19 protein-coding genes are annotated in these 26884 nt (G+C 59.8%); 5 read left to right on the top strand and 14 right to left on the bottom strand.

What is annotated here, in order from left to right:
- Nucleotides 1–121: 121 nt before the first annotated feature.
- The 7 genes from rplI to AAID99_RS01445 all read right to left on the bottom strand — a co-directional run bounded on the left by rplI (nucleotide 122) and on the right by AAID99_RS01445 (nucleotide 6717).
- Complete coding sequence (gene rplI, locus AAID99_RS01475) at nucleotides 122–700, bottom strand: 50S ribosomal protein L9 (RefSeq protein ID WP_498492892.1); 579 nt, start codon at nucleotides 698–700, stop codon at nucleotides 122–124.
- A gap of 10 nt (nucleotides 701–710) precedes the next feature.
- Nucleotides 711–992 (bottom strand): 30S ribosomal protein S18, encoded by a 282-nt coding sequence (gene rpsR / locus AAID99_RS01470; RefSeq protein WP_023977644.1) that lies wholly within the window; start codon nucleotides 990–992, stop codon nucleotides 711–713.
- A gap of 5 nt (nucleotides 993–997) precedes the next feature.
- Nucleotides 998–1462, bottom strand: coding sequence for a 30S ribosomal protein S6 (gene rpsF, locus AAID99_RS01465; protein WP_188424928.1), 465 nt, complete (start codon nucleotides 1460–1462; stop codon nucleotides 998–1000).
- A 188-nt stretch (nucleotides 1463–1650) separates the two neighbouring features.
- On the bottom strand, nucleotides 1651–2241 hold the full coding sequence (locus AAID99_RS01460; protein WP_498492889.1) for a GNAT family N-acetyltransferase: 591 nt from the start codon (nucleotides 2239–2241) through the stop codon (nucleotides 1651–1653).
- Between the two features lie 2 nt (nucleotides 2242–2243).
- A complete protein-coding gene (gene rpoD, locus AAID99_RS01455; RefSeq protein WP_498492887.1) occupies nucleotides 2244–4193 on the bottom strand; it encodes an RNA polymerase sigma factor RpoD in 1950 nt (649 codons plus the stop codon).
- A 248-nt stretch (nucleotides 4194–4441) separates the two neighbouring features.
- Nucleotides 4442–6250 carry a DNA primase gene (gene dnaG / locus AAID99_RS01450; RefSeq protein WP_498492885.1) on the bottom strand — a complete coding sequence of 603 codons (1809 nt, stop codon included), beginning with the start codon at nucleotides 6248–6250 and terminating at the stop codon, nucleotides 4442–4444.
- Between the two features lie 14 nt (nucleotides 6251–6264).
- Complete coding sequence (locus AAID99_RS01445; RefSeq protein ID WP_267310838.1) at nucleotides 6265–6717, bottom strand: GatB/YqeY domain-containing protein; 453 nt, start codon at nucleotides 6715–6717, stop codon at nucleotides 6265–6267.
- Between the two features lie 166 nt (nucleotides 6718–6883).
- Between AAID99_RS01445 and carA the strand changes: the two genes are divergently transcribed.
- From carA to AAID99_RS01425, 4 genes are all read left to right on the top strand, one after another.
- The gene (carA, locus tag AAID99_RS01440) at nucleotides 6884–8236 is read left to right on the top strand and encodes a glutamine-hydrolyzing carbamoyl-phosphate synthase small subunit (protein WP_267310839.1); all 1353 of its coding nucleotides are present in this window, start codon (nucleotides 6884–6886) and stop codon (nucleotides 8234–8236) included.
- 3 nt (nucleotides 8237–8239) lie between these two features.
- Complete coding sequence (gene carB / locus AAID99_RS01435; RefSeq protein WP_498492882.1) at nucleotides 8240–11494, top strand: carbamoyl-phosphate synthase large subunit; 3255 nt, start codon at nucleotides 8240–8242, stop codon at nucleotides 11492–11494.
- A gap of 442 nt (nucleotides 11495–11936) precedes the next feature.
- Nucleotides 11937–12410 (top strand): transcription elongation factor GreA, encoded by a 474-nt coding sequence (gene greA / locus AAID99_RS01430; RefSeq protein ID WP_025841509.1) that lies wholly within the window; start codon nucleotides 11937–11939, stop codon nucleotides 12408–12410.
- A 55-nt stretch (nucleotides 12411–12465) separates the two neighbouring features.
- A complete protein-coding gene (locus tag AAID99_RS01425) occupies nucleotides 12466–13677 on the top strand; it encodes a threonine ammonia-lyase (protein WP_188424903.1) in 1212 nt (403 codons plus the stop codon).
- Between the two features lie 3 nt (nucleotides 13678–13680).
- Here the strand turns inward: AAID99_RS01425 and AAID99_RS01420 are convergent, their stop codons facing one another.
- The 7 genes from AAID99_RS01420 to aroA all read right to left on the bottom strand — a co-directional run bounded on the left by AAID99_RS01420 (nucleotide 13681) and on the right by aroA (nucleotide 26338).
- Nucleotides 13681–14577 (bottom strand): hypothetical protein, encoded by an 897-nt coding sequence (locus tag AAID99_RS01420; protein WP_498492880.1) that lies wholly within the window; start codon nucleotides 14575–14577, stop codon nucleotides 13681–13683.
- Between the two features lie 132 nt (nucleotides 14578–14709).
- Nucleotides 14710–15723, bottom strand: a complete 1014-nt coding sequence (locus AAID99_RS01415; protein WP_267310843.1) for a CgeB family protein — start codon at nucleotides 15721–15723, stop codon at nucleotides 14710–14712.
- 59 nt (nucleotides 15724–15782) lie between these two features.
- Nucleotides 15783–18749, bottom strand: coding sequence for a glycosyltransferase (locus AAID99_RS01410; protein ID WP_498492877.1), 2967 nt, complete (start codon nucleotides 18747–18749; stop codon nucleotides 15783–15785).
- 20 nt (nucleotides 18750–18769) lie between these two features.
- On the bottom strand, nucleotides 18770–22126 hold the full coding sequence (locus AAID99_RS01405) for a glycosyltransferase family protein (protein ID WP_188424896.1): 3357 nt from the start codon (nucleotides 22124–22126) through the stop codon (nucleotides 18770–18772).
- 197 nt (nucleotides 22127–22323) lie between these two features.
- A complete protein-coding gene (gene rpsA / locus AAID99_RS01400) occupies nucleotides 22324–24018 on the bottom strand; it encodes a 30S ribosomal protein S1 (RefSeq protein ID WP_188424894.1) in 1695 nt (564 codons plus the stop codon).
- 344 nt (nucleotides 24019–24362) lie between these two features.
- Complete coding sequence (gene cmk, locus AAID99_RS01395; protein WP_188424891.1) at nucleotides 24363–24995, bottom strand: (d)CMP kinase; 633 nt, start codon at nucleotides 24993–24995, stop codon at nucleotides 24363–24365.
- Nucleotides 24995–26338 carry a 3-phosphoshikimate 1-carboxyvinyltransferase gene (gene aroA / locus AAID99_RS01390; RefSeq protein ID WP_498492874.1) on the bottom strand — a complete coding sequence of 448 codons (1344 nt, stop codon included), beginning with the start codon at nucleotides 26336–26338 and terminating at the stop codon, nucleotides 24995–24997. Before aroA ends, cmk begins: the two co-directional genes overlap by 1 nt.
- A gap of 183 nt (nucleotides 26339–26521) precedes the next feature.
- Between aroA and AAID99_RS01385 the strand changes: the two genes are divergently transcribed.
- Nucleotides 26522–26848: an FYDLN acid domain-containing protein gene (locus tag AAID99_RS01385; RefSeq protein ID WP_188424887.1), complete on the top strand. Its 327-nt coding sequence runs from the start codon at nucleotides 26522–26524 to the stop codon at nucleotides 26846–26848.
- The last annotated feature ends 36 nt before the right edge of the window (nucleotides 26849–26884 follow it).

The raw sequence follows: 26884 nt of genomic DNA, 5'->3' as shown, positions 1-26884 counted from the left end.
TCCCAGACAGTTCAAGTATTTGAACGTCTAAAATGCGTGATCGTCAACACAGCCATATAAAACAAAACCCGACTGCCAGAGGCAGCCGGGTTTTGTAATCAGTCTTCAAACGCGGCGTCTATTAGACGGGGGCGCCTTCAACTTCACCTTCAGCCTCGGATTCGTCACCCTCGACTTCGGTTTCGAGGACATATTCGTCCTCTTCAGCAACGATGGCTTCGCCACGTGCCTGGCGCTCGGCTTCTTCTTCCGAACGGGCAACGTTGACGGTCACCGGGATCGACACTTCAGGGTGAAGATCGACGCGTGCCTCGACCAGACCCAGCATCTTGATCGGCTCAGCCAGGACAACCTGGTTGCGGCCGATCGTGAGGCCAGCTGCGGTCACGGCAAGCGCGATGTCACGCGTGGTGACGGAGCCATAGAGGCTGCCGCTGTCACCAGCCTGACGGATGATGACGACGCTCAGGCCGTGCATACGCTCGGCAAGACGCTCGGCCTCTTCACGACGCTTGAGGTTCTGAGCCTCAAGCTGTGCGCGCTCGGTTTCGAAACGCTGACGGTTCTGGGCATTGGCGCGAAGCGCCTTGCCCTGCGGCAGCAGGAAGTTGCGCGCATAGCCGGGCTTGACGCGGACGATTTCGCCCATCTGGCCCAGATGCTCAACGCGCTGCAACAGGATGACTTCAGTCTGTGACATGCCTGTCTCCTCAGTTCATCACGTAGGGGAGCAGGGCAAGGAAGCGGGCGCGCTTGATCGCCTGCGCCAGCTCACGCTGCTTCTTGGCCGAAACCGCCGTGATGCGGCTCGGAACGATCTTGCCGCGCTCGGAAAGGAAGCGGCTCAGCAGACGCACGTCCTTGTAGTCGATCTTCGGCGCGTTGGGGCCGGAGAACGGGCAGGACTTGCGGCGGCGATAGAACGGACGACGGGCGCCGACGGCAATGCGACGGGCGGCCGGGTTGATTTCGTTGGTGTTCTCGTCAGACATCGCGATCACTCCGCATCCATCTCGGCACCCTCACGGGCGCGGTATTCTTCACGATCGTCGCCACGACGGCCACCACGGCCGCTGTCGAAACGACCAGCCGGCTTGGCATTGCCACCACGGAAATTGCCACGATCGCCACGATCATCGCCCTTGCGGGACAGGATCGGAGACGGGTCCTGGGTGATTTCTTCAACGCGCAGCGTGAGAACGCGCAGAACGTCTTCGTTCAGGCTCAGCTGACGCTCCAGCTCACGGATCTGGTCCGGGCGGGCATTCAGGCCGAGAAGGACGTAGTGGCCCTTGCGGTTCTTCTTGATGCGGTATGCGAGCGAACGCAGACCCCAGAATTCGCGCTTCTCGATCGAACCGCCATCCTGGGTGAGGAGGGTTTCAATCTGCTCGACGAGGGTTTCGACCTGCGCCTGCGAGATATCATTACGTGCGATAAGCACGCTTTCATACAAAGGCATATGTGCTCCCTTCGGATTGCTTCAACCCAACTGCCGACCGCAACCGGTCAGAACAGCGCCTCTTCCACAAGGCTCGGGTATAGCCGGGACGATGCCTTCGTCCGGCAGGGGAAGGCGGCATAGAGCACATTCTGCCGTACAGGGGCAAGATAAAAGCACCGCTGCATGCCGAATATACGCCCGTTTCCTCAGTTCACCTTCTGACGCAGGTGTTCGGGCGGGACGAGCCCCAGATCGTCGGGGATGCTCCAGTGCTCCTGCTCGACCATGATCGGCACAAAGCCCGCGGCCTTGTAGGTGGGCAGGGCATTGGGGTGATCGGCTGTGCAGGTATTGACGCGCAGCACACGTGTTTCTTTCTGCCAGCTCTGCTGGATCGCGGCATTCAGCAATTTCCTGCCCAACCCCTTGCCCTGAGCCTCAGGCACAAGACCGAGATAGGAGAGATAGGGTGTCTCGGGCTTTTCGAGGTCGAGTTCGAAAAAACCGGCTACTCCTTCCGGCCCCAGCAGACGGCAGATATACGTATGGGATGATGCAATAATACGATGCAGCGTCGCGCTGGGCATCAGGTAGCGCATCCACCAGCAATGGGGGGCGCCGACAAGGCGATAGAGCGCGAGATAATCGGTGGTGTTCGGGTGCCACCGTTCCAGACGGTAGCCTTCGGGCCAGATGACCCGGCGTGGCAGAGGCGGCCTGAGGCGCTCGAGGAAGGTCACATCAACCGTTATGTCGGTTGTCGGACGTTCCGGAGCCACCTCAAGCCACTTCTCCATGATCAGTTATCGTCGAGGAACGAACGCAGCTTGCGGCTGCGGCTCGGATGCTTGAGCTTGCGCAACGCCTTGGCCTCGATCTGACGGATACGCTCGCGGGTCACGTTAAACTGCTGACCGACTTCCTCAAGCGTATGGTCGGTATTCATGCCGATACCAAAGCGCATACGCAACACGCGTTCTTCACGCGGAGTGAGCGAGGCCAGAACGCGCGTTGTGGCTTCACGCAGATTGGTCTGGATCGCGGCATCGAGCGGAATAACCGCCGTCTTGTCTTCGATGAAGTCACCAAGATGGCTGTCTTCCTCGTCACCGATCGGGGTTTCGAGCGAGATCGGCTCCTTGGCGATCTTGAGCACCTTGCGCACTTTTTCAAGCGGCATGCCAAGCTTCTCGGCCAGCTCTTCAGGCGCAGGCTCGCGACCGATTTCGTGCAGCATCTGACGCGAGGTACGCACCAGCTTGTTGATCGTCTCGATCATATGCACCGGAATACGAATGGTGCGTGCCTGATCGGCAATCGACCGCGTGATGGCCTGACGAATCCACCAGGTCGCATAGGTCGAGAACTTGTAGCCGCGACGGTATTCGAACTTATCGACCGCCTTCATCAAACCGATATTGCCTTCCTGAATCAGATCCAGGAATTGCAGGCCGCGATTGGTGTATTTCTTGGCAATCGAAATCACGAGACGCAGATTGGCCTCGATCATTTCCTTCTTGGCGCGCGTCGTATCGCGCTCGCCACGCGAAACGACCGCATAGACACGACGGAACTCGCCAACCGGCAGACCCGTGCTGTGTGCCAGATCAGCGACCTGATTGCGCAGATCGATAATCTGCTCGGCATAACGCGTGGTAAAATTCTTCCACGATTTGCCGGTCAGCGCAGAAACCGAAGCCAGCCAGTTGGGGTCGAGCTCGTAGCCGCGATATTTCTGCAGGAAGTCATCACGCGACACGCGGCAGCTTTCCGCCATACGCAGCATACGGCCTTCGAGCGTGTTCAGGCGCTGGAACTGGACCTTGAGCTGGGTCACCAGCTCTTCAATCCGGTTATTGTGCAGATGCACCTGCTCGACCATCTTCACCAGTTCGGTGCGGAGCTTTTCGTACTCTGCTTCCGAGGCGCCAGTCGCTTCAGAGCCGCTGGTCAGCGTTTCGATGCGACGCACCTGAAGCGCGCGCAGTGTGTCGTAAAGCGGTTCGATGGCTTCGAAATGGGCAAGAATTTCGGGCTTGAGCTTTTCCTCAAGCGCAGAGAGCGACAGACCGGAGCTTTCCGGGTCGCCGCCTTCCTCGTTTGTGGGCTCTTCGTCGAGATTATCCTCGTTCTCTTCGCCGTTTTCGTTTTCAGCCGTCTCTTCCTCGGAAGGACCGCCCTGCATGGCCTCAAGATCGACGATGTCGCGCAGCAACATCTCGCCTTCCTTGAGCTTGTCATGCCAGGAAATGATGGCGCGGAATGTCAGCGGGCTCTCGCAGAGCCCTCCGATCATCTCGTCGCGACCCGCTTCGATTCGCTTGGCAATGGCGATTTCGCCTTCGCGCGAGAGCAATTCGACCGAGCCCATCTCGCGCAGATACATGCGCACCGGATCATCGGTACGGCCTGCGCTTTCGCTCACATTGCCGGTAGGCGATTCTTCGGACTCTTCAGCCTCTTCCTTCTCCTCGGTTTTTTCCTCGGAGTCGTCGGCTTCCTCATTGTCTTCGTTCTCGACAACCTGGATGCCCATTTCGGAGAAGATGGCCATGATGTCTTCGATCTGCTCGGAAGACATCTGGTCCTGAGGAAGAACCGCGTTCAGCTCATCGAAGGTGATATGGCCGCGCTCACGTCCCTTGGCGATAAGCCGCTTGACCGCACCGGACTGCGTGTCGAGGACATTGGTATCGCCGTCCTGGTCCTGCGCGTTCCGCTCCGTTCCCGTGGCCGCTTTCGTCGCCATACCCTACTCCCTGCTCCCCGCACGCCCTATCGAGCGCGACGCTAAAAACCAGCCATGTAAGAAACGCGTCAACCCAGCGCACTGCAAGAGCAATGCGCCGTCCGACACGGCAGACCCACCGGTCGCCCTTCTTCCAACTGCGATCCACCAGCGTCAGCGCTAGCAATTTCGGCAGCGTGCAGGTGGGCGATCCAACGCCCGAAGTCAAGGGCCAGCACTGTCTTTTCATCCCGGATTGACGCGCTGCGTCAATCTTCGTCATCGTTCTCCTCACCACGGCGAAGACGGTCCAGCGTACGCAGACGCACCACCAGGGCTTCCGGCAAGCCTTGCAGCGAGGGGTTGGCGAGCGCCGCCTGCATGTCCTGCTCGACCTCCCGCACGAAAGCCGGAAAATTCACCAGGCCGAAGAAATGCCACCATTGCTGAATGGGTTCGAGAGAAAAGAGGCCGTTTCTCTCAGCCTGAGATGCTGGCACGAGGCCGTGATGAAGCAGGCTGCGCGCCTCGTCGCCAAGGCCCTGCTGCTCGAGCGCCTCGAGACAGGCCTCAGCTGTCAGCCCTTCTTCAGAAGGAAGCTCGGCAAACCAGTCCAGAACCGTGTCCCGTATCTCATCGAGAGGCGACGGCAGATCGAGACGCCCGAACTGGTCTTCAATCTCAGGCAATAACGCGGGTGAACGCAGGACAAGCACGGTCAGAAGACGCAGGCGCTCGTGCGCGCCGGTATCGATAGCCGTACTTCGTACGGGAGGCTTCGCAGCGCCGGGTCTCGCCCCCCCGGTCCGACCGCCGCGGCGTGAGGAGGCGAAAAACCGCTCCATCAGCGCACGGCGATATTCCGATGCGAGATCCTTGTCCGCAATCAGGGCCGCAGCGGCCTCGAGACGCTTCTTCAATGCGGCGCGTTGTTCGGGCACGTCCTGCTGAACGCCAGCCATCATGAGCTGAAACAGCTCTTCTGCCAGAGACGACGCACCATCCAGAACGCGCTTCATTGCCTGAGGGCCTTCGCGGCGGATCAGACTATCCGGGTCGTCCTTGGGGTCGAGACGGCAGAAATTCAGACTGCGCTCGTGAGTGAGCAGAGGCATGGCCAATTCAGCCACGCGCAATGCTGCACGCGCACCAGCCGCGTCACCATCGAGACACAGAATGGGGTGCGAGGCTTCGCGCCAGAGCAGTTCGAGCTGCTCGGCCCCCATCGCTGTCCCGAGCGGCGCTACCGCCGCCTCGAAACCCGCCTGGGCCAGAGCAATGACATCCATATAGCCTTCGACGACGATCAGCTTCTGTGCCGGATCGCGCAGGGCAGCGCGGGCGAGATCAAGATTGTAAAGCGCCCGACGCTTGGAAAAGAGCGCCGTTTCAGGCCCGTTCACATATTTGGGCTGAGCATCGCCAAGCGTGCGCCCACCGAAGGAAATGAGCCTGCCGCGTCGATCGCGTATGGGAAACATGACACGCGAGAAAAACAGTTCGCCCCTCGGGACACCGCGCTCATCCACGCGCATGAGCCCGGCCTGAACCAGTTGCTCGGCCCCGATATCCTGCCCACGCAGGGCTTCGAGAAGCGCACCACGTCCCTCGCCCGCCCAACCCAGACCAAAACTCTCGATCGTCGCGTCAGACAGGCCGCGTCGGCGAAGATAAGCCAGCGCCTGACGCCCGCCGGGCTGATAAAGCGCCTGACGATAGACGGCCTGCACAGCCTCGAGCACATCGCCAAGCGAACGCGCCTCCTGCGCACGGGCCTCCTGACGGGGGTCCTGACGGGGCATGTCGAGCCCCGCCTCATTGGCGAGTTGCTCGACCGCCTCGGGAAAGCTGCGACCTTCACTCTGCATGACGAAGGAAATGACATCGCCATGCACACCACAGCCAAAGCAGTGGAAGTGATCGTCATAGACATAGAAAGAAGGCGTTTTTTCCCCATGGAAGGGGCAGCAGGCCTTCCAGTTGCGGCCCGAGCGGCTGAGCTTTGTCCGACGCCCGATCACCGCAGCGATCGGGGTACGGGCACGCAGTTCGTCGAGAAAGCCGGGGTCGAACGCCATCTCTCAGCCCGAAATCAGGACAGGCGGGCTTTGACGACCGGATTCACACGCCCCATATCGAGCGCGCTGCCGAACTTGGCCTTGAGCACGGCCATGACCTTGCCCATTTCCTTCATGCTTGTGGCACCGGACTCGGCGATGGCAGCGTCGATTTCAGCGGCCAGCGCGGCCTCGTCCATCTCTGGCGGGAGATAGGTCTTGATCGTCGCAATCTCGGCCTCTTCCTTCTCCGCCAGTTCGGGGCGGCCACCCTCGCGATACATCGTGGCTGATTCGGTGCGCGACTTGATCATGCTGCGCAGCATCGGGAGAATATCCTCATCCCCGATCTCCTTGCCATTGGCGCGCGCTGCAACATCAAGGTCCTTGATACGGGCCGTGATGCCGCGGATCTGTGCCACACGATCCATTTCCTTCGCCTTCATGGCGGTCTTGAGATCGGCCGAGATCTGTTCTCTCAGGGACATTGTCTTTTTCCTTTTCCTGACCTGCGCCACACAAGTGCGGGAATATTTTTCCCACATACCGGGCGGTGGTTGAGAGTGGGAAAAAACTTCCCAATCTCATCTCAAAGGCTTATCTAGCACCAACCACGCGAGCGTCCGAGTGGAAAAGGACGCAAGGGAGACGGGTATGGATATCGAAGAGATCATCGAGAAGGCAGGAGGCGCAGAGGCGCTGGCCAGCCTGACCGGCGTCGGCACCGAAGCCATTCGCAAATGGCGCCAGTCACGCGCCATTCCCGGCAAGCACTGGGGGGCGCTGCTGCGTCTGCCCGGCATCACTCTTGCGGACCTCGATCCGCAGACGCCTCAGGAGGAGACCCCGACCATGACCGACACCTGCCCTGAAGGCGCCAATGCCGCCCTCGTTCTTGCCGACGGGACCGTTCTGTGGGGTGTCGGTTTCGGCGCCCATACGGATGGCGCAGCCATTGGCGAGCTCTGCTTCAACACCGGCATGACCGGCTACCAGGAGACGCTCACCGATCCGTCCTTCGCCGGTCAGATCGTGACCTTCACTTTCCCGCATATCGGCAATGTCGGCACGAACGCCGAAGATGACGAGGCGCAGCGCGTTGCCGCACGCGGCGTTGTCGTGAAGGAAGACGTCACCCTGCCTGCCAACTGGCGCTCGACCCAGAAATTCGCCCAGTGGATGATCGGCCAGAACCTGCCCGGCATCGCAGGCATCGATACGCGCCTGATCACGCGCCGCCTGCGCGATGGCGGCCCGCAGACAGCCGTGCTCGCCTTCCCGAAGGATCGCCAGTTCGACATTGCGGCATTGCGCGCCCAGGCTGTCTCCTGGCCCGGCCTTGAAGGCATGGATCTGGCCAAGGACGTGACCTGCACCCAGAGCTATTCCTGGGAACTCGGCGTCTGGCAGAAGCCTGCGGCAGAGCGCAGCACGCGTCGCCGCGTGGTGGCTGTCGATTACGGTGCCAAGCGCAACATCCTGCGCTGCCTCGTGACCGCAGGTTGCGACGTGACCGTGGTGCCTGCCACGGCAACGGCTGAAGAGATCCTGCGCCATAATCCCGAAGGCGTGTTCCTCTCCAATGGCCCCGGCGACCCGGCCGCGACCGGCGTTTATGCCGTGCCCGCCATCAAGGGAGTGCTTGCTGCAAATGTGCCGGTCTTTGGCATCTGCCTCGGCCATCAGCTTCTGGCGCAGGCCCTTGGAGCCAGAACCTACAAGCTGGAACGCGGCCATCGTGGCGCCAACCAGCCGGTCAAGGACCTCGCTTCGGGCCGCGTCGAAATCACCAGCCAGAATCACGGCTTTGCGGTTGATGACAAGTCGCTGCCCGAAGACGTGATCATCACTCATACCAGCCTGTTCGACGGCTCGAATGAGGGCATTCGCAGCACCAAGCTCGATGCGTTCTCGGTTCAGTATCATCCCGAGGCCAGCCCGGGACCGTCCGATTCATTCTATCTCTTCGAGCGCTTCGTCGCCCTCATGGACAAGAAGGCAGCCTGACCCATGCCGAAACGTACAGATATCTCGTCGATCCTCATCATCGGCGCCGGCCCCATCGTGATCGGTCAGGCCTGTGAATTCGACTATTCCGGCACCCAGGCCTGCAAGGCGCTGAAAGAGGAAGGCTATCGCGTCATCCTCATCAACTCCAATCCGGCCACCATCATGACCGATCCGGGTCTGGCCGATGCGACCTATGTCGAGCCGATCACCCCGGAATTCGTCGAGCGCATCATTCTCAAGGAAAAGCCCGACGCGGTTCTGCCGACGATGGGTGGCCAGACGGCGCTGAACGCCGCCATGGCGCTCGACAAGTCGGGCTTCCTCAAGAAGCATAACGTCGAACTGATCGGCGCCAATGCCGAAGTCATCGATCGTGCGGAAGACCGTCAGAAATTCCGCGAGGCCATGGACGAGATCGGCGTGGAATCCCCGCGCAGCACCATCGCCCACACGCTGGAAGAAGCCCGTGCAGCGCTGGAATCGGTCGGCCTGCCCGCCATCATCCGCCCTTCCTTCACCATGGGCGGCGCCGGTGGCGGCATTGCCTATAACCGTGAAGAGTTCGACCAGATCGTGGCGGGCGGTCTAGATGCCTCCCCCACCACCGAGGTTCTCATAGAGGAATCCGTGCTGGGCTGGAAGGAATTCGAGATGGAAGTCGTCCGCGACAAGGCGGATAACTGCATCATCGTCTGCTCGATCGAGAATATCGATCCGATGGGCGTGCACACAGGTGACTCCATTACCGTCGCCCCTGCACTCACCCTGACCGACAAGGAATTCCAGAAGCTTCGCGACATCTCGATCGCGTGCCTGCGCAAGATCGGTGTCGAGACCGGCGGGTCGAACGTTCAGTTCGGCATCAACCCCGATGATGGCCGTATCGTCGTCATCGAGATGAACCCGCGCGTCTCGCGCTCTTCGGCACTTGCCTCCAAGGCGACGGGCTTCCCCATCGCCAAGATCGCGGCAAAGCTGGCCGTGGGCTACACGCTGGACGAGCTCGCCAACGACATTACCGGCACGACACCTGCCAGCTTCGAGCCGACCATCGATTATGTCGTGGTGAAGATTCCGCGCTTCACCTTCGAGAAGTTCCCCGGCGCCCCTGCCCTGCTCTCGACGTCAATGAAGTCGGTGGGTGAGGCCATGTCGGTCGGTCGCTCCTTCGCCGAAGCGCTGCAGAAGGGTCTGCGTTCGATGGAGACGGGTCTGACAGGCCTCGACCCCGTCGAAGCCCCGGGAGACGGCTCGCTCGATGCCTATCGTGCCGCGCTCTCCGAGCCGCGCCCCGAGCGTATTCTCATGGCCGCCCAGGCCATGCGCGCCGGGCTGTCTCTTGAAGACATCAACGCAGCCTGCCGCTTCGAGCCATGGTTCCTGCGTCAGCTGCACGATATCATCGTTACCGAAAACGAGATCGCCGCCAACGGCCTGCCCAAGGATGCCCGCAATCTGCGCCGCATCAAGGCGCAGGGCTTCTCCGATCGCCAGCTTGCCCGCCTGACGGGCCAGAGCGTCGAGGATGTGGCCGCGTTCCGTCTCAAGCTTTCTGTGACCCCAGCCTATAAGCGCATCGATACCTGCGCAGGCGAATTCGCTTCTGACACACCCTATCTCTACTCGACCTATGAGGGCGGGTTCGGCGTGCCGGAATGCGAAAGCCGTCCGACCGACCGCAAGAAGATCATCATTCTCGGCGGTGGCCCGAACCGTATCGGGCAGGGTATCGAGTTCGACTATTGCTGTGTGCATGCCGCCTATGCACTGCGCGAGGCCGGGTTCGAGACCATCATGGTCAACTGCAACCCCGAGACTGTCTCGACCGACTACGACACCTCGGACCGTCTCTATTTCGAACCGCTGACCGATGAGGATGTGATCTCTCTCATCCGCACCGAACAGGCTGGCGGCGAAATTCTGGGCTGCATCGTGCAATATGGCGGCCAGACCCCGCTGAAACTGTCCCGAGCTCTGGAAGCCGCTGGCATTCCGCTGCTCGGCACCCCGGCTGACGCCATTGACCGTGCAGAAGACCGCGAGCGTTTCCAGGCACTCCTGCGCAAGCTCGGCCTGCGTCAGCCCGAAAACGGCATTGCCCGCACACCGGGTGAAGCGGAAGCCGTGGCCGAGAAGGTTGGCTACCCGGTCGTGGTTCGTCCGTCCTATGTGCTGGGCGGCCGCGCGATGGAGATCGTCTATGATCCGGCAGGGCTGCAACGCTATCTGCGCAATACGCTCGTTCTGGCCGGTGCCGAGGTCTCTTCCGGCCCGATCCTGCTCGACCGCTATCTGAACGACGCCATCGAAGCCGATGTGGACTGCATCTGCGACGGTCAGGACGTGTATGTGGCGGGCGTGATGGAGCATATCGAGGAAGCCGGCATCCATTCCGGTGACTCTGCCTGCTCGCTGCCGCCCTATACCCTGTCACCCGCCATCGTGACCGAGCTGAAGGCCCAGACCGAGGCCATGGCGCGTGAGTTGGGCATTGTCGGCCTGATGAACGTGCAATACGCCATCAAGGACCACGAGGTTTTCGTGCTCGAAGTGAACCCGCGCGCCTCGCGCACGGTGCCCTTCGTTGCCAAGGCGACCGGCGTGCCGGTGGCCAAGATTGGTGCCTGCGTGATGGCAGGGGCCAAGCTTTCGAGCTTCAAGCTCGATGGCGATGCCATTGCGCCGCATGTAGCGGTGAAGGAAGCTGTCTTCCCGTTCCATCGCTTTGCCGATACTGACACCATCCTCGGGCCGGAAATGCGCTCGACGGGTGAAGTCATCGGGCTCGACAGCAGCTTCGAGCGTGCCTTTGCCAAGTCGCAGCTTGCTGCCGGCGTGGTGCTGCCCCAGTCGGGCGCCGTGCTGCTTTCGGTGCGCGATGGTCACAAGACCCAGGTCCAGGCACTCGGTCGCAAGCTGATCGAGATGGGCTTCAGCATTCTTGCCACACGCGGCACGGCAGCCCGCCTTGAAGAGGCAGGCATTCCCGTCAAGCGCGTGAACAAGGTGCTCGAAGGGCGCCCGAACTGCGTGGATGCCATCCGCTCTGGTGATGTTCAGCTTGTCATCAACACGGCGCAGGGCGCACAGGCCGTGCGCGACAGCTTTGATATCCGTCGCTCCTCCCTGCTCGGAGGCGTTCCGCATTTCACAACTCTCGCGGGTGCCCGTGCGGCTATCTACGCCATCTCTGCCATCAAGGATGGCGGACTGGACGTTGCGCCGCTTCAGTCATACTTCAAGCGGGAATTCTGAAAGCGGCGGGGCTCGCCCCCGCTTTCCGTGGAAGCCGGTTACCCCTGCAATCCTCTCGAAAGGATCGTCAGTGGGCCGGCTTCTACCGTTTTGAAGGGTAAGCACAAGGCGCTTTCCCTCAGGCCTCTTTCCGAATCCATGCCTTTGCATGACGAAAAGAAGCCCGCTCCTCATTTCCGCTTGCGGTCAAACGAAGCGAACCTTTCCGCCCTTGCGTTTCAGGACGACACCCTGCGCGCTATCGGTAATCGCCGATCAACTCTGCATAAAACCGGGGCAGAACCCTCGGCTTGCCTTGAACTTGCCCCCCGGAAGACCTAGCTTAGATGATCAATTTGCGGGCTGGGATTGTCTCATGCCCGGTTATGCCCCGTGCAGGGCCTCGGGACGGTGTGTTCCAGAGGCTTTGCGCGTGGGCTGAACTCGTTTTGGGGAATGCGCTGTGCAGAAGATTCCGATGACCGGTGAAGGTTTGACCCGTCTAGAAGATGAACTGCGTCGGCTGAAGAGCGAAGACCGCCCGGCTGTCATCCGCGCCATCGCGGAAGCCCGCGCTCATGGCGATCTGTCCGAAAACGCCGAATATCACGCGGCGCGCGATCGTCAGTCGTTCATCGAAGGGCGCGTTCTCGAGCTTGAGGAGATCATCTCCACCGCCGAGGTCATCGACCCCTCGCAGCTCTCGGGCGATATGGTGAAGTTCGGTGCGCATATCGAGCTGGTGGATGAAGAAACCGACAAGGAAAGCGGCTACCAGATCGTCGGCATGCACGAAGCCGATATCAAGCTGGGGCGCCTTTCCGTTTCCTCGCCGCTCGCCAAGGCGCTGATCGGCAAGTCCGTCGGTGACAGCGTTACCGTGCCTACGCCGGGAGGCGACAAGAGCTACGAAATCCTGACTGTCACCTACAAGTAAATCGCGTCCTGAAACCGGGCGGGCCAACAAGGCCCGCTAACACGAAAAGAAGAACGTGTCCGAAGTTCATTCTCTTACCTTCGCCGATATCCTTGCCGCTCATGAGCGGATTGCGCCGCATATCGTTCGCACGCCAAGCATTCGATGCGCCGCGCTCTCGAAAATGACGGGTGCGGATATCTGGCTGAAGCTGGAGAATCTTCAGGCCGTTGCCTCGTTCAAGGAGCGCGGTGCTGCCAACAAGCTGGCGCTGCTGAGCGAAGAAGAAAAAAAGCGTGGTGTGATTGCGGTCTCGGCAGGCAATCACTCGCAGGGTGTTGCCCGTCATGCCAGCCTGCTTGGCATTGACGCCACAATCGTCATGCCGCGCCATACGCCTTCAGCCAAGGTAGAACGCACACGCGGCTGGGGCGCCCGCGTGGTGACCGAAGGAGAGGATTTCGCCGAGGCCTCGAAGGTTGCCGAAGTGCTGCGCGAGCAGGAAGGCCTGGTTCTGGTCCATCCGTTCAATGATGTCGCCGTTATGGCGGGGCAAGGCACTTTTGCCGTTGAACTGATCGAAGACAGCCCTGCGCTGGATATTCTGGTTCTTCCTATCGGCGGCGGCGGGTTGATCAGTGGCTCCGCCATTGCCGCGGCAGCACTCAGCCCCACGACCAGGATCATCGGTGTTCAGGTCGAGAGTCATGCCTCGCTTTCTGCCTTCCCTGAGGCTGCCGTGGCGGCACGAGGAGGCTCGACCATTGCTGAGGGCATTGCCGTGATGCAGATAGGCAATCAGTGCCTGGAGGCTGTCAGCCCGCTTCTGGACCGTGTTCTGGTCGTGACGGAGCTTCAGGTGGAGTCCGCCATCGCGCATCTGGCAGAGCAGGCCAAGCAGGTCTCGGAGGGCGCCGGCGCCGCGGCCCTGGCCGCTGTCATGGCCTATCCTGAAATCTTTGCCGGCAAGCGTGTGGCGCTGCCGATCACAGGCGGGAATATCGGCACGCGGATTTTCGCCAATACGCTGCTGCGCGCCCTGCGCCGGGATGGACGGCTCCTGTCCCTCACCCTGCAGATCCCCGATCGCCCAGGCGTTCTGGCAGATATCTCGACGCGTATCGGCAATGCTGGCGGCAACATTATCGAAGTCTCCCATCAGCGCCTTTTTGCAGCGCCTTCGGTCCAGACTGCCGAACTCGAAATCATGATCGAGGCACGCGACGGAGCCCATGCCGATGAAATCGAAGCTGATCTGCGCAGCCATTATCACCTGACACGTGGCTGACCCTCAGCGCGAGCGGCTCGCAGCTGGAAAATTATCGGCCATCCAGTCGACGGCGTCCGATCGGCTGTACCCCTCGGGCAAGGCGTAGAGAGCGCTCAGCAGGGATTTGTCATAGGGCGTCATGGGCCCGGTCGGGCCTTGCAGAACAGGCAGTTCGGTAAAACGCAGCAGACTCGATCCATCATAACCTGTCCGCAGATGGGGCCCGGCAAAAGCGACGACAGACAGCAATTCGTTCAGCATGCCCCAGGGCTCGTTATTCAGCCGGTTGATATCGACAATAATCAGAACGATCTGGATATCCCGTCGTGTCTGTTCATTGGAGAGAAAAGAGGCGTACCCCTGCGTGGCATAGATATTTCCTACGGACCCGGGCATGACGAGCGGCGGCGCATCATCAGCAATACGCATGGCCGAGGAGGTCAGCCAGCGTACAGCTCGTGGTCTGAGAAATTCGCGGAGTTCGTCTGGCGTCGCCGTGACCTTGTTTTCATGGAAGACATCCGAGGTGTCGAGACCGACAAAGAGAGTCGGGTTGAGCTGCTCGATCTTTGCTGCGAGCGCGTCGGACTGATCGGTGAAGAAAACGAATAGCCGAGGGTCTTTGCAGTTCCTGCTGACCTGCAACCCCAAGCTTTTGCCAACCGACTGCAAATGGTCAAAAACCGTCGAGGCGAACTGATCCTGAATGCCGTGAATATCCATGCAGACACCTCCGTGCCAGCGCGGCATGGTGTCGAACTGACGTTCACCCAGTTCAGCGTCGATATGGTGCTCAAGCGCATCACGGCTCATGCCATGGACCGTGTAGTTTTCCTGCCCTACGGATCGCGACGCACCGGAACACATAATCGCCAGGGCCGCCACGCCGAAAAACAAACGGCTCACCAGTCGCGTCATGTCGATCCTCCTCGGACAGGAAGGTCAACGTTACTGCGCAGTTACGAATGTCGGATGTAAATTATTTGAAATCATTGTTTCGTTTCTGTCAGCAGGAAATCTTTGCCGACAGAAACGAAACAGCCTCGAGGTTCAGCCCTCGAGGAAACCTTCACTCTTGAGCACCTCGATCGCGGCACGGATACGATGCCCGTAGGTATGCTCGTTCATGGTGCGTGCCTGTGCGCGACGGGCCATTTCGATGCAAAGCGCCGTATCATCGATATAACGAGCGACGATGCGATCGAAATCGATCTTGTTGGAAAAGGTCGGGATTTCCTCCGCCGTGAAATAGCGACGCAGTTCGTAGGTGTCTTCATGGAAGACCTGAAACGCTCCGGCCGCTGCGGCCTCGAATGTACGCGGGCCAGGCGTCGAAGGGGCGATCATGAAACGCTTGTTTTCGAAATGCAGCGAGCGTCCCAGATTCAGCACCAGCTTCGAACGGCGATACAATTCGATGAGCTGTGCCTTTTCAATGCGGGCATCCGAAAAGCCGATACCGAATTCGCCCCAGCCCGGACCGATGATCTTGACGTTAAGATTGCGCAGGGTCGGCATCAGGTTGCGCACGATATCCTTGCGGCTCGTGAACGCCACACCACAGAAAAGCACGTCGATGGATTTCTCCACCTCGGCCTCCAGCGGCGCATAGTGCAGCTTGCGGCTTGCCGCGAGAGGCAGATGGAAGACCCGGTCGCGCTGATAGAAATTGTGCCCCCAGCGGTCGCAGGAGAAGATCACATCAAAATCATCGGTGATGCGGTAATTCGCATCCTGCTCATAGGGATCTTCTGTCGCCCAGAAGACGGTAATGGCACCAATCTTCTTGGCTTCGCGGCATACCTCACCAAAATAGGTGCTTTCGGGCAGATACGATCCGATTGCGAAAACGATGGTCGGCTTCAGACGCTCGATCGATGCCGCCGCGCCGCTGATATGCACGGCAATGACATTTTCTTCGCCAAAGCATTCTGCCCAGCCATCCATGATCGACTCACGGATCTGGGCATTGGCCTGTGACTCGTAGCGACCGCCGCTACAGACGAGCACGCGCTGCGTGGTGCCAGCGGCTCGGGATTTTGCATTCTTCTTTGCTGCTGACATGATCTCTCAATCCGTTTCACGTTCCGATCGGCCGACCCAATGGCCTGCCGACCTTGATATCAGATATGGCCGCCGGGATGGGCCACGCTCTTATCAATGATTTCGCCCAGCGTTGCCTTGAACCGTGCGGGATCACAATCACGCTCGACAGCGTGCAGGCCTCCCGAGCGGATCATGGTCCATTTTTCTTCGTTTTCGTAAGTCTCTGCCATCGCCAGCGCAAAAGCGATGGGGTCTTCAGCTGAGGCGCTGACCAGGTCATGCCCATCTACCCAGCCCATCTGACGGGCGAGCAAACGGGTTGCAATCACAGGCAAGCCATACGAAGCCGCCTCATGCACCTTGTATGGCAGCCCACCGGCGTAACGCGTCGGGGCTACGAACAGGCGGTGTGTCGCATAAAGCGCCGTGAGGTCATCAACCGGACCGAGCCAGTTCACGCGTTTCGAGGCACGAAGGGCCGACACATCCACCGACGGATGGGCGAAGCCTGCGACGGTCAGTTTCACGTCTTCAGGCAGGTGTTCATCAAGCTCAGGCAATACGTCATGGATGAGCCAGAAGAGACTGTCGAAATTAGGGGCGTCCTCGTCATGCAACGCGCCCACAAACAGGAAATCACGCCGCTCGGCAAACGACGCTTCTCCGGCACGCAGTGGCAGGCAATGCCCGAGAATGGATACATTCTCATAGCCAGCATCCCGAACAAGGGCTGCGTCATGCTTCGAGACGACAACGATCTGCTGGCAGTAATGTGCCGACTCCAGCTCGGTCGCGACCATCTCTTCCACGGGCGCGAGCTTTTCGGCCGGAGGATGAAACCGGGCCTTCTCTATGGTTCTCGGTGCGGCGATGACCTCCGTATCGAGAATGACGCTGCCCACCGGCAGGTGCCGGCTCTGCTCGGTCAGCACCGGCAGCAGCCGGGTCAGATTATGCGTCCGTCCAATCCAGATGAGATCGTAATATCCGGCGCGCTCCTCAATGAACGGATCGAGGCCCGAAAGGTCGCTCCCGGCCATCAACTCCACATCGTCGGGGAAATCTGCAGCAAGATCCGCATGGCTGGCTGCGCGCGGCAGAACCGGGAAAACCGTTACCTGCAAGCCCAGCTGACTCATTGCCCAGACGAGATCATTCGAGCGGACATAGCCCGAACCGAGCGAACGCAGGGGAATACGATCTTCGATAAACAATACCTTACGGCGTGCGCTGCGCTGCGACCGTGCCAGAACCGCATTACGAACATGCGCCGGAAACTGCTTGCGCAGATATTCCTGATGCTGCCGACCGAAAACGCGATGATTGATGGCAATCTGCGCCTGCGAACCCACAGTGCCGGAACTACCAAACTCGAGATGTTCGACCATCACGGTCGGGTCATAGACGATGCGCTTACCTGCACGGATCATGCGTAGGCAGAAATCCGTATCTTCGAAATAAGCCGGACGATACAACGGGTCGAAACCGCCGAGCGCACGCGCCATGGCGCTGCGCACAAGCAGAAATGCGGCCGAGCAGTAATCGACATCACGCGCGAAGCTGGCTTCGGGAATATTCGGGTTGTCCTGACGGCGATATCCGTAGGTCGCGCCATCGCGCCAGATGATCGACCCGGCTTCCTGTAGCCACATATTACTGCGGATCAGCTTGGCACCGACGGCTGCGATATCTTCCGACTGATAGAGACGCGCCAGCGCATTGCGCAGGGCATTCGGATAAAGACGCAAATCGTTGTTCAGATAAAGCAGAGCGGGCGCACGCACATGGCTGAGCGCTTCGTTACACCCATCGAGATAGCCGATATTATAGCGAAAGCGCAGTACCTGCGCGCCACGCACGACATGCTCGATCCGGGAGGTCTCATCGCTCGAGGCCGAATCAACGAGGATTAGCTGGATTGCACCGGGGTAATTGGCACGAAGCGAAGCCAGGGCCTGGATCGACAAGGCATATTTGTCATGGAGAACCATGATGACCGAAAGCTCAGGCACGCCCTCGTAGCTGAAATCAGGGCCTTTTCGACCGATGATCTTCTGCTGTAGCGATGCCTCCGCCTGAAAATAGCGCCGTGTCTGGTTTTCATCCGCCGGAGGCAGATCGACGCTCTCGCCGTAGCGCGTCCGCAGCGCAATCCAGCAGGCGTAAAGACTGTCATAAAGCCCTGCCTTGATGAGGGCACCGATTTCCGGACGCGCTCCAAAGGGCTTCAAGGCGACGCCTTCCGCCGGGCTGCGTCCCTCTTCTGCCCCGAAGCGTACGAAATGATCATACGCGTTCCGGAAACTGCCGCTTTCGATGCTGGGCAGCACGTCACCATGAACGCGCGCATAGTAACCCTCGTCGAAAAACTGCTGAGGATTGAAATGACGTGGCGTCTGATTGGTCAGATAGTGATGCAAAACAGAGTGGTAACGCCCCGCCTCGATCTCGCGCATCACATCAGGATAGGTCTCGCGATACCAGATCGGATCGAAATACCAGGAAAGACGGCCCTGATCGGCGAGAGACGGTACGCGTTCGGTGACGGCATGAAACGCGCCTTTTCCCGCACTCGTCTCAAGTTGGGACTGCTCTGCAAGTGTCGCAAAACAGGAGGGGTCGAGAAACCAGTGCCCGGCCAGCCCTTGTGCATCGCCCGTTTCGAGAAAATGATCATACCCGTTAAGATATAAACCATCTGCAATAACGTCAGACACAAGCGCCCCCTGACGAGCGCGGTAGTAGCTTTCGGAAAAGAGCCAGTGAGGGGCGTGGGTGGCGTAGCCCTTCGCGCAATAATGATCGAAACCCGAGCTCAGCTCGCCACGGCAGATTTCGGCGTAGAGCTCCGGGTAGGCCTGTCGGTACCAGGTCTCGTCGAAATACCTGTTGGGTGAAAATCCAAACGACTTGCCTATGGCCTCATAATGGTCGGCCGCATCACGACACTCGCTGGCGGTGATTTCATCAGCCGCTTGCGGGTATTGCGCGAGGTACCATTCCTCATCGACGATCTGCCATCGGGGCTTGCGCTCGCTGGTCATGGAGGCGTCTCGTGCGCGACTCAGCCAGCCAACGCCGGAGCAAGACTTGCTTCGATCGCCCGATTGACATGATCCACGATAGCCTCGGTTACTTCTGCCTGCGTGACTGAGGCGATGATACCGTTCGAGACGGTTACCACCACATCGAGCGGCTTGACCCCTATCTGCTCACCCACCGTATTGACGAGGCACAGCCTGTAGGCGCCATCCATATCGCTCGCATAGCCAGAGGCGATCGACAGCCATCCCTCGAACCCGACGCAGAGCGGCGCATCCGGGAAAATGGTCTTCACATCGTGACGCAGGAAACGGTTGAGAGCGAAGAAGAATGCCTCATTGGTCGTGCCCCCGACGAGCGCCACCGACATCGTCCCAGCACGCTCGAGCTGACGCAGGAAGCCCCAGCCACGGATGAACAGATTGCCGTCATCGGTCAGAAGCGGCGCCGGATCGCCGATCAGCCCGCTCAGAGAATCGATATAATGCTGGAAGTCGTTTTCAGCGCGATGATACTGCGCATGACGATGCAGGCGACTCAGCTTGATGCCACGCAGATGACCGTCAGCATGCGAGATACGATCGAAATCGCGCATGATCTGGTCATTAGAGGGACGCTCGACCTGAATCTCGTTGATCTTGCCATCCTTGACCGTGATCTCGACCGAGGTGACCATAAACGCACCTGCGCCATTGACGACGTTGATCAGGCCAACGCGGAACGTGCCCTCACACCACTTGCCACGCAGCGCTGCCTGACCGGCAAAACCGGAACGACGGGGGGCATTGGGGTAAATGGACACAACGTCGCCACGCGCTTCGCGAATGCAGGGCAGGAATACGAGAGGTGACGTATCGTCGCCGATCAGCACGGCATACATCGACCCTGCAGAACTGACACCGGGCAGAACGTGCCAGCCACGAATATGGAACTCGTAGGCGCCAGCAAAATCCTCCGGCTCGTTTTCGGCAAGAACGAAGTGGCAGACATCGTCGATGTAATATTCGGCACCTTGGATCGAGAACCAGTCGGAAACAGGCTCAGGCATCTCGACAGAGAGGTCGCGAATGGTCGGCGGATCAAAGATGTGGCGCGGCGGGGCCTGATGGCGCCACGACGCATGCGGAAGCAGATGGACCTGCCCGGCATCGATCTGCATTTCGGCCGTGCCGAGCTCACGAACCGGGGCAGCCTCACGATAGACCTCCCTCATGTCATTCGCGTAGGTCTCGGCCTGCGTCCAGAGTGCAGGGGAAATATTGCCCATGATCGAACGACGAATGACTTCTGACGAGCGCAGCAATTCGAGGCGTTCAAGCACCATATTGGCGCGACCGATCGGCACCTTGAAGCCATTGACGCCATCTTCCACTCGGTCGCCAAGAGCGCCGACATCGGTCACGATGGGGATGAGGCCATTCTGCCAGGCTTCTGACAGCGAGATGCAATAGGTTTCGGGCCAGATAGACAGGTTGAGCGCGACATCGGCAACCTGAAGAGCGGCGATATCACCAGCCGTATAACGACCATAGACCTTCACATTCGGGCGCGGCTTGCCATTGATGACAGCATCATATTCGGGGTGAATATAGCCGAAGATATGGAATTCGAAGTGATCGGGATGCGCGATCTCGATCAGGTTCAGAATGGTGTCCGCCCCCTTGGTGCGCAGGAAGTTACCCACGATCGCGACCTTGAGCGGGCGCTCGCCAAGCGGTTCATAAGCCTTGGGCACGATCGGGATCGTGTTTTCGGGTGACGGAATACCAAGCGTCAGGCTGCGCTTCTGGTCAAGGATCGGATAGATCTCATGTGTCAGATTGCGCGAATGCTTGGTCCCGAACAGGATCAGATCGACCGAGTGCAGCATCTTGGCGATGAAGGCACGACGGGTCTGCTCACCGCCATATTCGATGTTTTCTGCGACCTTCAGGATGATATCGCTCGCAACGACCGATTTCACCTCGTCTTCAATATAACGCAGATCCTGGTTGAGCAGGTTGTAGCGGGACGAGATCAGCCAGAAATCATGCGCCGAGAAGACCACACCGGCGCCGCAGGCCTTGGCAATGATCGGCAGCGACAGGGCGTGATGGCCGAGATGCTGGAAATGGACAATATCGAAATTGTACTGGCTGATCGCATTGGAGAAGGCCATTTCTTCCGGCCCGTCACACATAGCATCCATCCAGCCCACTTCAGGCACGTCGTAACGCTCGACTTCCTGCCCGTTGGCTGTGGTCAGACGGCAATGTGTGCCACGACGCAACCAGTAGAAAAATTCTATCTCACGGCCGAGCATGGAGCAGAGTGTCTGCTGATAGACCTCGACACCACCCCAGGCCGCTTCATGAATGGTCGAGTGGGTGCACATCAGCACGCGAAGGCGACGACGGCGGGGCGCCAGCTCAATACCGGGCACGGTACGACCGAAATTCGCGCCGGTGATCTCGGCCATTCTGCGGAGGCGATGCTCGTAGAGATGCCCTTCCAGAACCGAGTTCTGGCCGGAAAGCGCCATGTTGCGACGCAGGGTGCGGTCATTGAGCAGAGCCGCCACGGCGCTCACCACGCCATCGACATCACGCGCAAGGAACGTGCCTTCGATCTCGGCAAAGTATTTCGTGTCCATGCTCTCAGGGGCTTCGACCACCTGAGCCGCACCGGCAAGAGCCAGTTCGTAGAAACGAGGCCCCGGGGCCGTCGCCTGACTGACATCGCCATGGCTCGCATAGTCGCGGAACATGGTCAGCGTCACGGCGCTGGCATTCGCGAAATCGATAAAGGCCTCATGGCTGACCGGACGCTGGATTGCCAGCTCGGCCAGATCGGCAGGCAGCGGCGGAAGATATTCGTTGCCGGGGCAGATGAGCTTGAGACGGGCCTTCGGAAAAGCCGCAATGATGCGACGCAGCGTCTCGACGCGATTTGGCCACATCGTGCCCGCGAAGAAGATATCGTAATCGAGGGCTTCGCCGTCTTTCACCTCACGCTGGTGAATGGTCCGGCTGGCACCGAGCGGCAGATAATGCCCCTTGCCGCGGTAGTGATCCGCGCAGGAAGGGTCATTCGTGAAAACGAAATCGAAGAGATTTGAATTCTCGACATTGAAGTCCCGCATGAAGGGATCTTCGAACGTCCAGAGAATCATGGTCTTAAAGGCCGGGCGGATACGCCGCATCAGCTGAGTATTGATCCGCTGACCATCAATACAGATCAGCGTGTCATGTTCACCCGAAGCTGCTGCCTGCGCCAGCGTCATGTTATCGGCCAGCAGAACCTGATCGGCGCCAAAAAGGGCGCGGGCTGCGCGCTCAACCGCGAGGGTCAGATAGGAGTTGGGATTATGGGTGTAGTTAGTATTGTAGATAACAGCCATGAAGCCCCCGCCACCGCATCCTCGCAACAAGTGGGGCAATTCCCTCTTGCCGATAAGATCGTGTCTAACCCAAAGACAGGAACTGCAAAAGTCTTCAGCAGAAGATTTTAGATGACGTTTACTATCTCGTTCACAAGAAAAAATAAAAGGGCTGCCGAAGCAGCCCTTTCATAGTGTTTCAGCAGAATGACTGCAGATTACACTTCGGTATTACGACGACGGATCGCCGCACCGAGGATGTCACCAAGCGATGCACCGCTGTCGGACGAACCGTATTCGTTGATAGCTGCCTTGTCTTCCTCGACCTCACGGCCACGGATGGTCAGAGCCAGCTTGCGCGAAGCGCGATCAACGGAAACAACCTTCGCATCGACCTTCTCGCCAACTGCGAAGCGCTCGGGGCGCTGCTCAGCCTTGTCGCGAGCCAGTTCGGCACGACGGATGAAGCCGGTCAGAACGTCGTCGACCTTCACTTCGATGCCGTTGGTCTGAACCGACGTCACGAGGCAGGTCACGATGTCGCCCTTGTGGACGCGCGACAGGGTATCGGCTGCCGGATCTTCCTGCAGCTGCTTGATGCCGAGCGAGATGCGCTCCTTTTCGGCGTCAACGTCGAGCACCTTGGCCTGAACGACCTGACCCTTCTCGAACTTGGCCATGGCTGCTTCGCCGGCTTCGTCCCAGGAGAGATCGGACATGTGCACCATGCCGTCGATATCGGCAGAGAGACCCACGAACAGACCGAATTCGGTGATGTTGCGGATTTCGCCTTCGATGGTCGAACCGACCTTGTGCTCTTCGGCGAACTGCTCCCACGGGTTGCGCTGAACCTGCTTCAAGCCGAGCGAGATACGACGCTTGGCGCTGTCCACGTCGAGAACCATGACGTCGACTTCCTGCGAGGTCGCGACAAGCTTGCCCGGATGGACGTTCTTCTTCGTCCAGGACATCTCGGAAACGTGTACCAGACCTTCGACGCCCGGCTCGAGCTCAACGAATGCACCGTAATCGGTGATGTTCGTGACGCGACCCGAGTAACGAGCACCCGGCGGATACTTGATCGCCACGTTCTCCCACGGATCAGCCTCAAGCTGCTTCATGCCCAGCGAGATGCGCTGCGTGTCGGAGTTGAAGCGGATGACCTGAACGCGAACCGGCATGCCGATCTGCAGCGCTTCGGACGGGTGGTTGATGCGCTTCCAGGCAATGTCGGTGACATGCAGGAGGCCATCGACGCCGCCGAGATCAACGAACGCACCGTAATCGGTGATGTTCTTGACCACGCCGTCGAGGATCATGCCTTCCTTCAGACCCTGGATCAGCTCGGAACGCTGCTCTGCACGGGTCTCTTCAAGAACGGCACGACGCGAGACAACGATGTTGCCACGGGCGCGATCCATCTTGAGGATCTGGAAAGGCTGGGGCTGACCCATGAGCGGAGCGACATCGCGCACGGGGCGGATATCGACCTGGCTGCCCGGAAGGAACGCCATGGCGCCGCCGAGATCAACCGTGAAGCCGCCCTTGACGCGACCATAGATTGTGCCGTTGACGCGCTGGTTGTTCGCGAATGCACGCTCGAGCGAGGTCCATGCCTCTTCACGACGGGCCTTCTCGCGCGACAGCACGATGGAGCCGTCACGGTCTTCGTAGCGCTCGACATAAAGCTCGATCACGTCGCCCGGACGAACGTCAGGCGCGGTGCCCGGCGGTCCGAATTCCTTGAGCGAAACGCGACCTTCGCTCTTGAGGCCGACATCAACAATCGCGAACTCATCCGTCAGGCGGATAACGCGACCGGTAACAACGGAGCCGTCAAAGCCCGTGTCCTGGCCGAGGGTCTCGTCAAGAAGAGCTGCAAAGTCTTCGACGGTGTTGGTGGCTGAAGCCATGTGTTTTCGTAATCCTGGGCCGATCGTGACGATCGGGCCAATGTCTGCGCCCGACACCCTGGCCGGACGGCGTGCTCATGAACATCGGTCCACCCATGAGCCTTCGGGAAAGAGAAAGGACGCCCGTTCAATTTTACGGAGCGAGCAAGCGCAGGGGACGTTACGCTGCATGACGTCAGACACCCGCAGCCGGGTGCTTGTCAATGGAAACCTCGGGATTCTGGCCGTTTTTGCCAATTCCCGCCCCGGAAACACCCCGATCACCCCCAGCCCTGCAAACAGGGCAAGGAGCTCTCAGGAGCAGATCTGCCGGAGACAGGTGGAGTCTCCTGACGGCAGATCAATCAGGCAGAAAAGCGCGACCTGACAACTGACAGCGCATGGGTGAGCACGGCCTTTGCGTCGAGATGATCCGTCTCGACCAGAACAGCATCATCGGCCTTGCGCAGCGGCGAGACGGGGCGCTCGGCATCCTTGCGATCGCGCGCCTCGATCTCTGCCGCCAGTTCCTCAAGCTCCGCCTGAACCGGATCAGCCATGCCATGCATCTGCTGATAGCGACGCAGCGCTCTCACGGCGGCGCTGGCCGTAACAAAGAACTTGAGATCGGCATCGGGAAAGACAACGGTTCCGATATCACGCCCGTCGATCACGGCGCCGCTTGCCATGGCGAATTCGCGCTGGCGCTTCAGCAGCGCCGCACGGACGGGAGGCTGTGTCGCGACAGCGCTTGCGCCACGATCGATTTCGGGAACCCGCAGATCGTTGCGCTGAAGGTCTTCAGGCTGCAGCGCATGAGCTGTCTGCTCGCCGCTATCTGCCGCAGGATCCAGCCCAGCGAGAATCATCTGTCGCGCTACCGCACGATAGAGAAGCCCCGTATCCAGATGAGGCAGATCAAGGGCGGCAGCAAGCGCCTTTGCAAGCGTGCCTTTGCCAGCAGCGGCAGGCCCGTCGACAGCAATGATGAGGCGCATCAGAGAACGGCCCCGAGCGCTGCCATCAGCGATACGAAGCCAGGGAAGCTCGTATTGATGAAGCCTGTATCGTCGACGAGCACCGGCTTTTCGGCAGCCAGCCCGAAGACAATCGCACTCATGGCCAGACGATGATCCATCTGTGTTTCCACAAGGCCGCCACCCAGACCTTCTGCGCTGCCACGCCCCTCGATGATCATGTCATCGCCCTCGACGCGCACATCGGCACCATTGGCCTTGAGCAGCGCGACAGTCGCAGAAAGACGATCACTCTCCTTGACGCGCAGCTCCTCAAGACCGCGCAGACGCGACGTGCCGCTGGCAAAAGCGCAGGCCACCGCCAGAACAGGATATTCATCGATCATCGACGGGGCACGATCGGCTGGCACATCGACACCACGCAGGGCGGCGCTGCGCACCACCAGATCGCCAACGGGCTCTCCCCCTTCGACGCGCTCGTTTTCAATGTCGAGCACAGCTCCCATTTCACGCAGCGTCGTGAAAAGACCGGTGCGCAGCGGGTTGAGCCCGACACCCGGCAGACGGATTTCCGAGCCCGGCACGAGGCTTGCCGCAACGATGGGGAATGCAGCAGATGACGGATCGGCGGGCACCACCACATCGCGGGCCACGAGACGCGCACGACCTTCGAGTGTGCTGATGCGCCCGCCTGTCGGGGTCAGCCCGACATCCACACCGACACCGAAATGACGCAGCATGTTTTCGGTGTGGTCGCGCGTCGCAACCGGCTCTTCAACCCGTGTCCTGCCCTCGGCATTCAGACCAGCGAGCAGAATGGCGGATTTCACCTGAGCCGAAGCGACCGGCAGACAATAGGAGAGCGGCGTCGCCTCGCCCGTGCCGATAATGGCCATGGGCAGCTTTTCGCCAAGGCGGGTGGCAAAACAGGCACCATTACCTGCAAGAGGCTGGGTCACGCGGCGCATGGGACGTCCGCGGAGACTTGCATCGCCCGTCATGAAGCTGGTGATAGCATGGCTCGACAGAATGCCGGAAAGCAGGCGGGCCGCAGTGCCGGAATTACCCATATCGAGCACATCGGCTGGCTCCTGGAGGGCACCGACACCCTTGCCATCGATCACCCACTGATCGGCTTCACGTGTGATGGTCGCACCGAGCGCACGCATTGCGTCGGCGGTGCGCAGGACGTCTTCCCCCTCGAGCAGCCCCGTCACGACGGTGCGCCCCTCTGCAAGAGAGGCCAGCATCAGCGCCCTGTGGCTGATGGATTTGTCGCCGGGAACGCGAATCGTGCCACGAAGCGGGCCGGGATTGCGTGCAACGGAGAGAGGAATGACGGGGGCAGAAGGATGATGTTCCATGATAGCGTTCATTCCGATGCAGCGCCGCGGCTGTCAATTGCCGCGATCTGTTTTCCGGGTGGTTTTAGCATGAAAAACCGAGGTTGCATTTGACATGGCGAGCGCAAGCTGGCATGGCCCCGTGCTTCGCGGCTCAAGCCGCTCTTCTTTTTTCAACCGGTTCAGGATCGACAGGTAGTCATCATGGCAAAACCAGAACTCGGTCTGAAGCGCGTGTGCGTCTCTTGTGGCGCGCGTTTCTACGACCTGAATCGCGCTCCCGCGATTTGCCCGAAATGTGGCGCAGAGCAGCCCAGCGATCTGCCCCAGCCCAAGCGCGGCGGCGATATCCCCGCCGATCAGACTAAAGACTCTCCCAAGAGCGACGAAGAAGACATCGACGTCGATCTGGATGCAGATGATGACGATGATGATGACGTCATGGAAGACGCGTCTGATCTGGATGACGACGACGACGATCTCGGATCGGAAATCGAAGTCACCACAGACAACGACGACAACGAGAATTGATGTTATCGAGGAAAGCCGGTCTGACCGGCTTTTTTC

The organism is Asaia sp. Ae19-3, from assembly GCF_059801175.1.
This window is presented reverse-complemented; position numbering and strand designations above follow the sequence as displayed.

Coding starts and splice junctions, on each gene's coding strand:
- AAID99_RS01420 (WP_498492880.1), bottom strand. CDS start 14,577: ATGACGCGACTGGTGAGCCGTTTGTTTTTCGGCGTGGCGGCCCTGGCG.
- carB (WP_498492882.1), top strand. CDS start 8,240: ATGCCGAAACGTACAGATATCTCGTCGATCCTCATCATCGGCGCCGGC.
- carA (WP_267310839.1), top strand. CDS start 6,884: ATGGATATCGAAGAGATCATCGAGAAGGCAGGAGGCGCAGAGGCGCTG.
- aroA (WP_498492874.1), bottom strand. CDS start 26,338: ATGGAACATCATCCTTCTGCCCCCGTCATTCCTCTCTCCGTTGCACGC.
- AAID99_RS01405 (WP_188424896.1), bottom strand. CDS start 22,126: ATGGCTGTTATCTACAATACTAACTACACCCATAATCCCAACTCCTAT.
- rplI (WP_498492892.1), bottom strand. CDS start 700: ATGTCACAGACTGAAGTCATCCTGTTGCAGCGCGTTGAGCATCTGGGC.
- AAID99_RS01410 (WP_498492877.1), bottom strand. CDS start 18,749: ATGACCAGCGAGCGCAAGCCCCGATGGCAGATCGTCGATGAGGAATGG.
- rpoD (WP_498492887.1), bottom strand. CDS start 4,193: ATGGCGACGAAAGCGGCCACGGGAACGGAGCGGAACGCGCAGGACCAG.
- dnaG (WP_498492885.1), bottom strand. CDS start 6,250: ATGGCGTTCGACCCCGGCTTTCTCGACGAACTGCGTGCCCGTACCCCG.
- AAID99_RS01415 (WP_267310843.1), bottom strand. CDS start 15,723: ATGTCAGCAGCAAAGAAGAATGCAAAATCCCGAGCCGCTGGCACCACG.
- cmk (WP_188424891.1), bottom strand. CDS start 24,995: ATGCGCCTCATCATTGCTGTCGACGGGCCTGCCGCTGCTGGCAAAGGC.
- rpsR (WP_023977644.1), bottom strand. CDS start 992: ATGTCTGACGAGAACACCAACGAAATCAACCCGGCCGCCCGTCGCATT.
- rpsF (WP_188424928.1), bottom strand. CDS start 1,462: ATGCCTTTGTATGAAAGCGTGCTTATCGCACGTAATGATATCTCGCAG.
- AAID99_RS01460 (WP_498492889.1), bottom strand. CDS start 2,241: ATGGAGAAGTGGCTTGAGGTGGCTCCGGAACGTCCGACAACCGACATA.
- AAID99_RS01445 (WP_267310838.1), bottom strand. CDS start 6,717: ATGTCCCTGAGAGAACAGATCTCGGCCGATCTCAAGACCGCCATGAAG.
- rpsA (WP_188424894.1), bottom strand. CDS start 24,018: ATGGCTTCAGCCACCAACACCGTCGAAGACTTTGCAGCTCTTCTTGAC.
- AAID99_RS01385 (WP_188424887.1), top strand. CDS start 26,522: ATGGCAAAACCAGAACTCGGTCTGAAGCGCGTGTGCGTCTCTTGTGGC.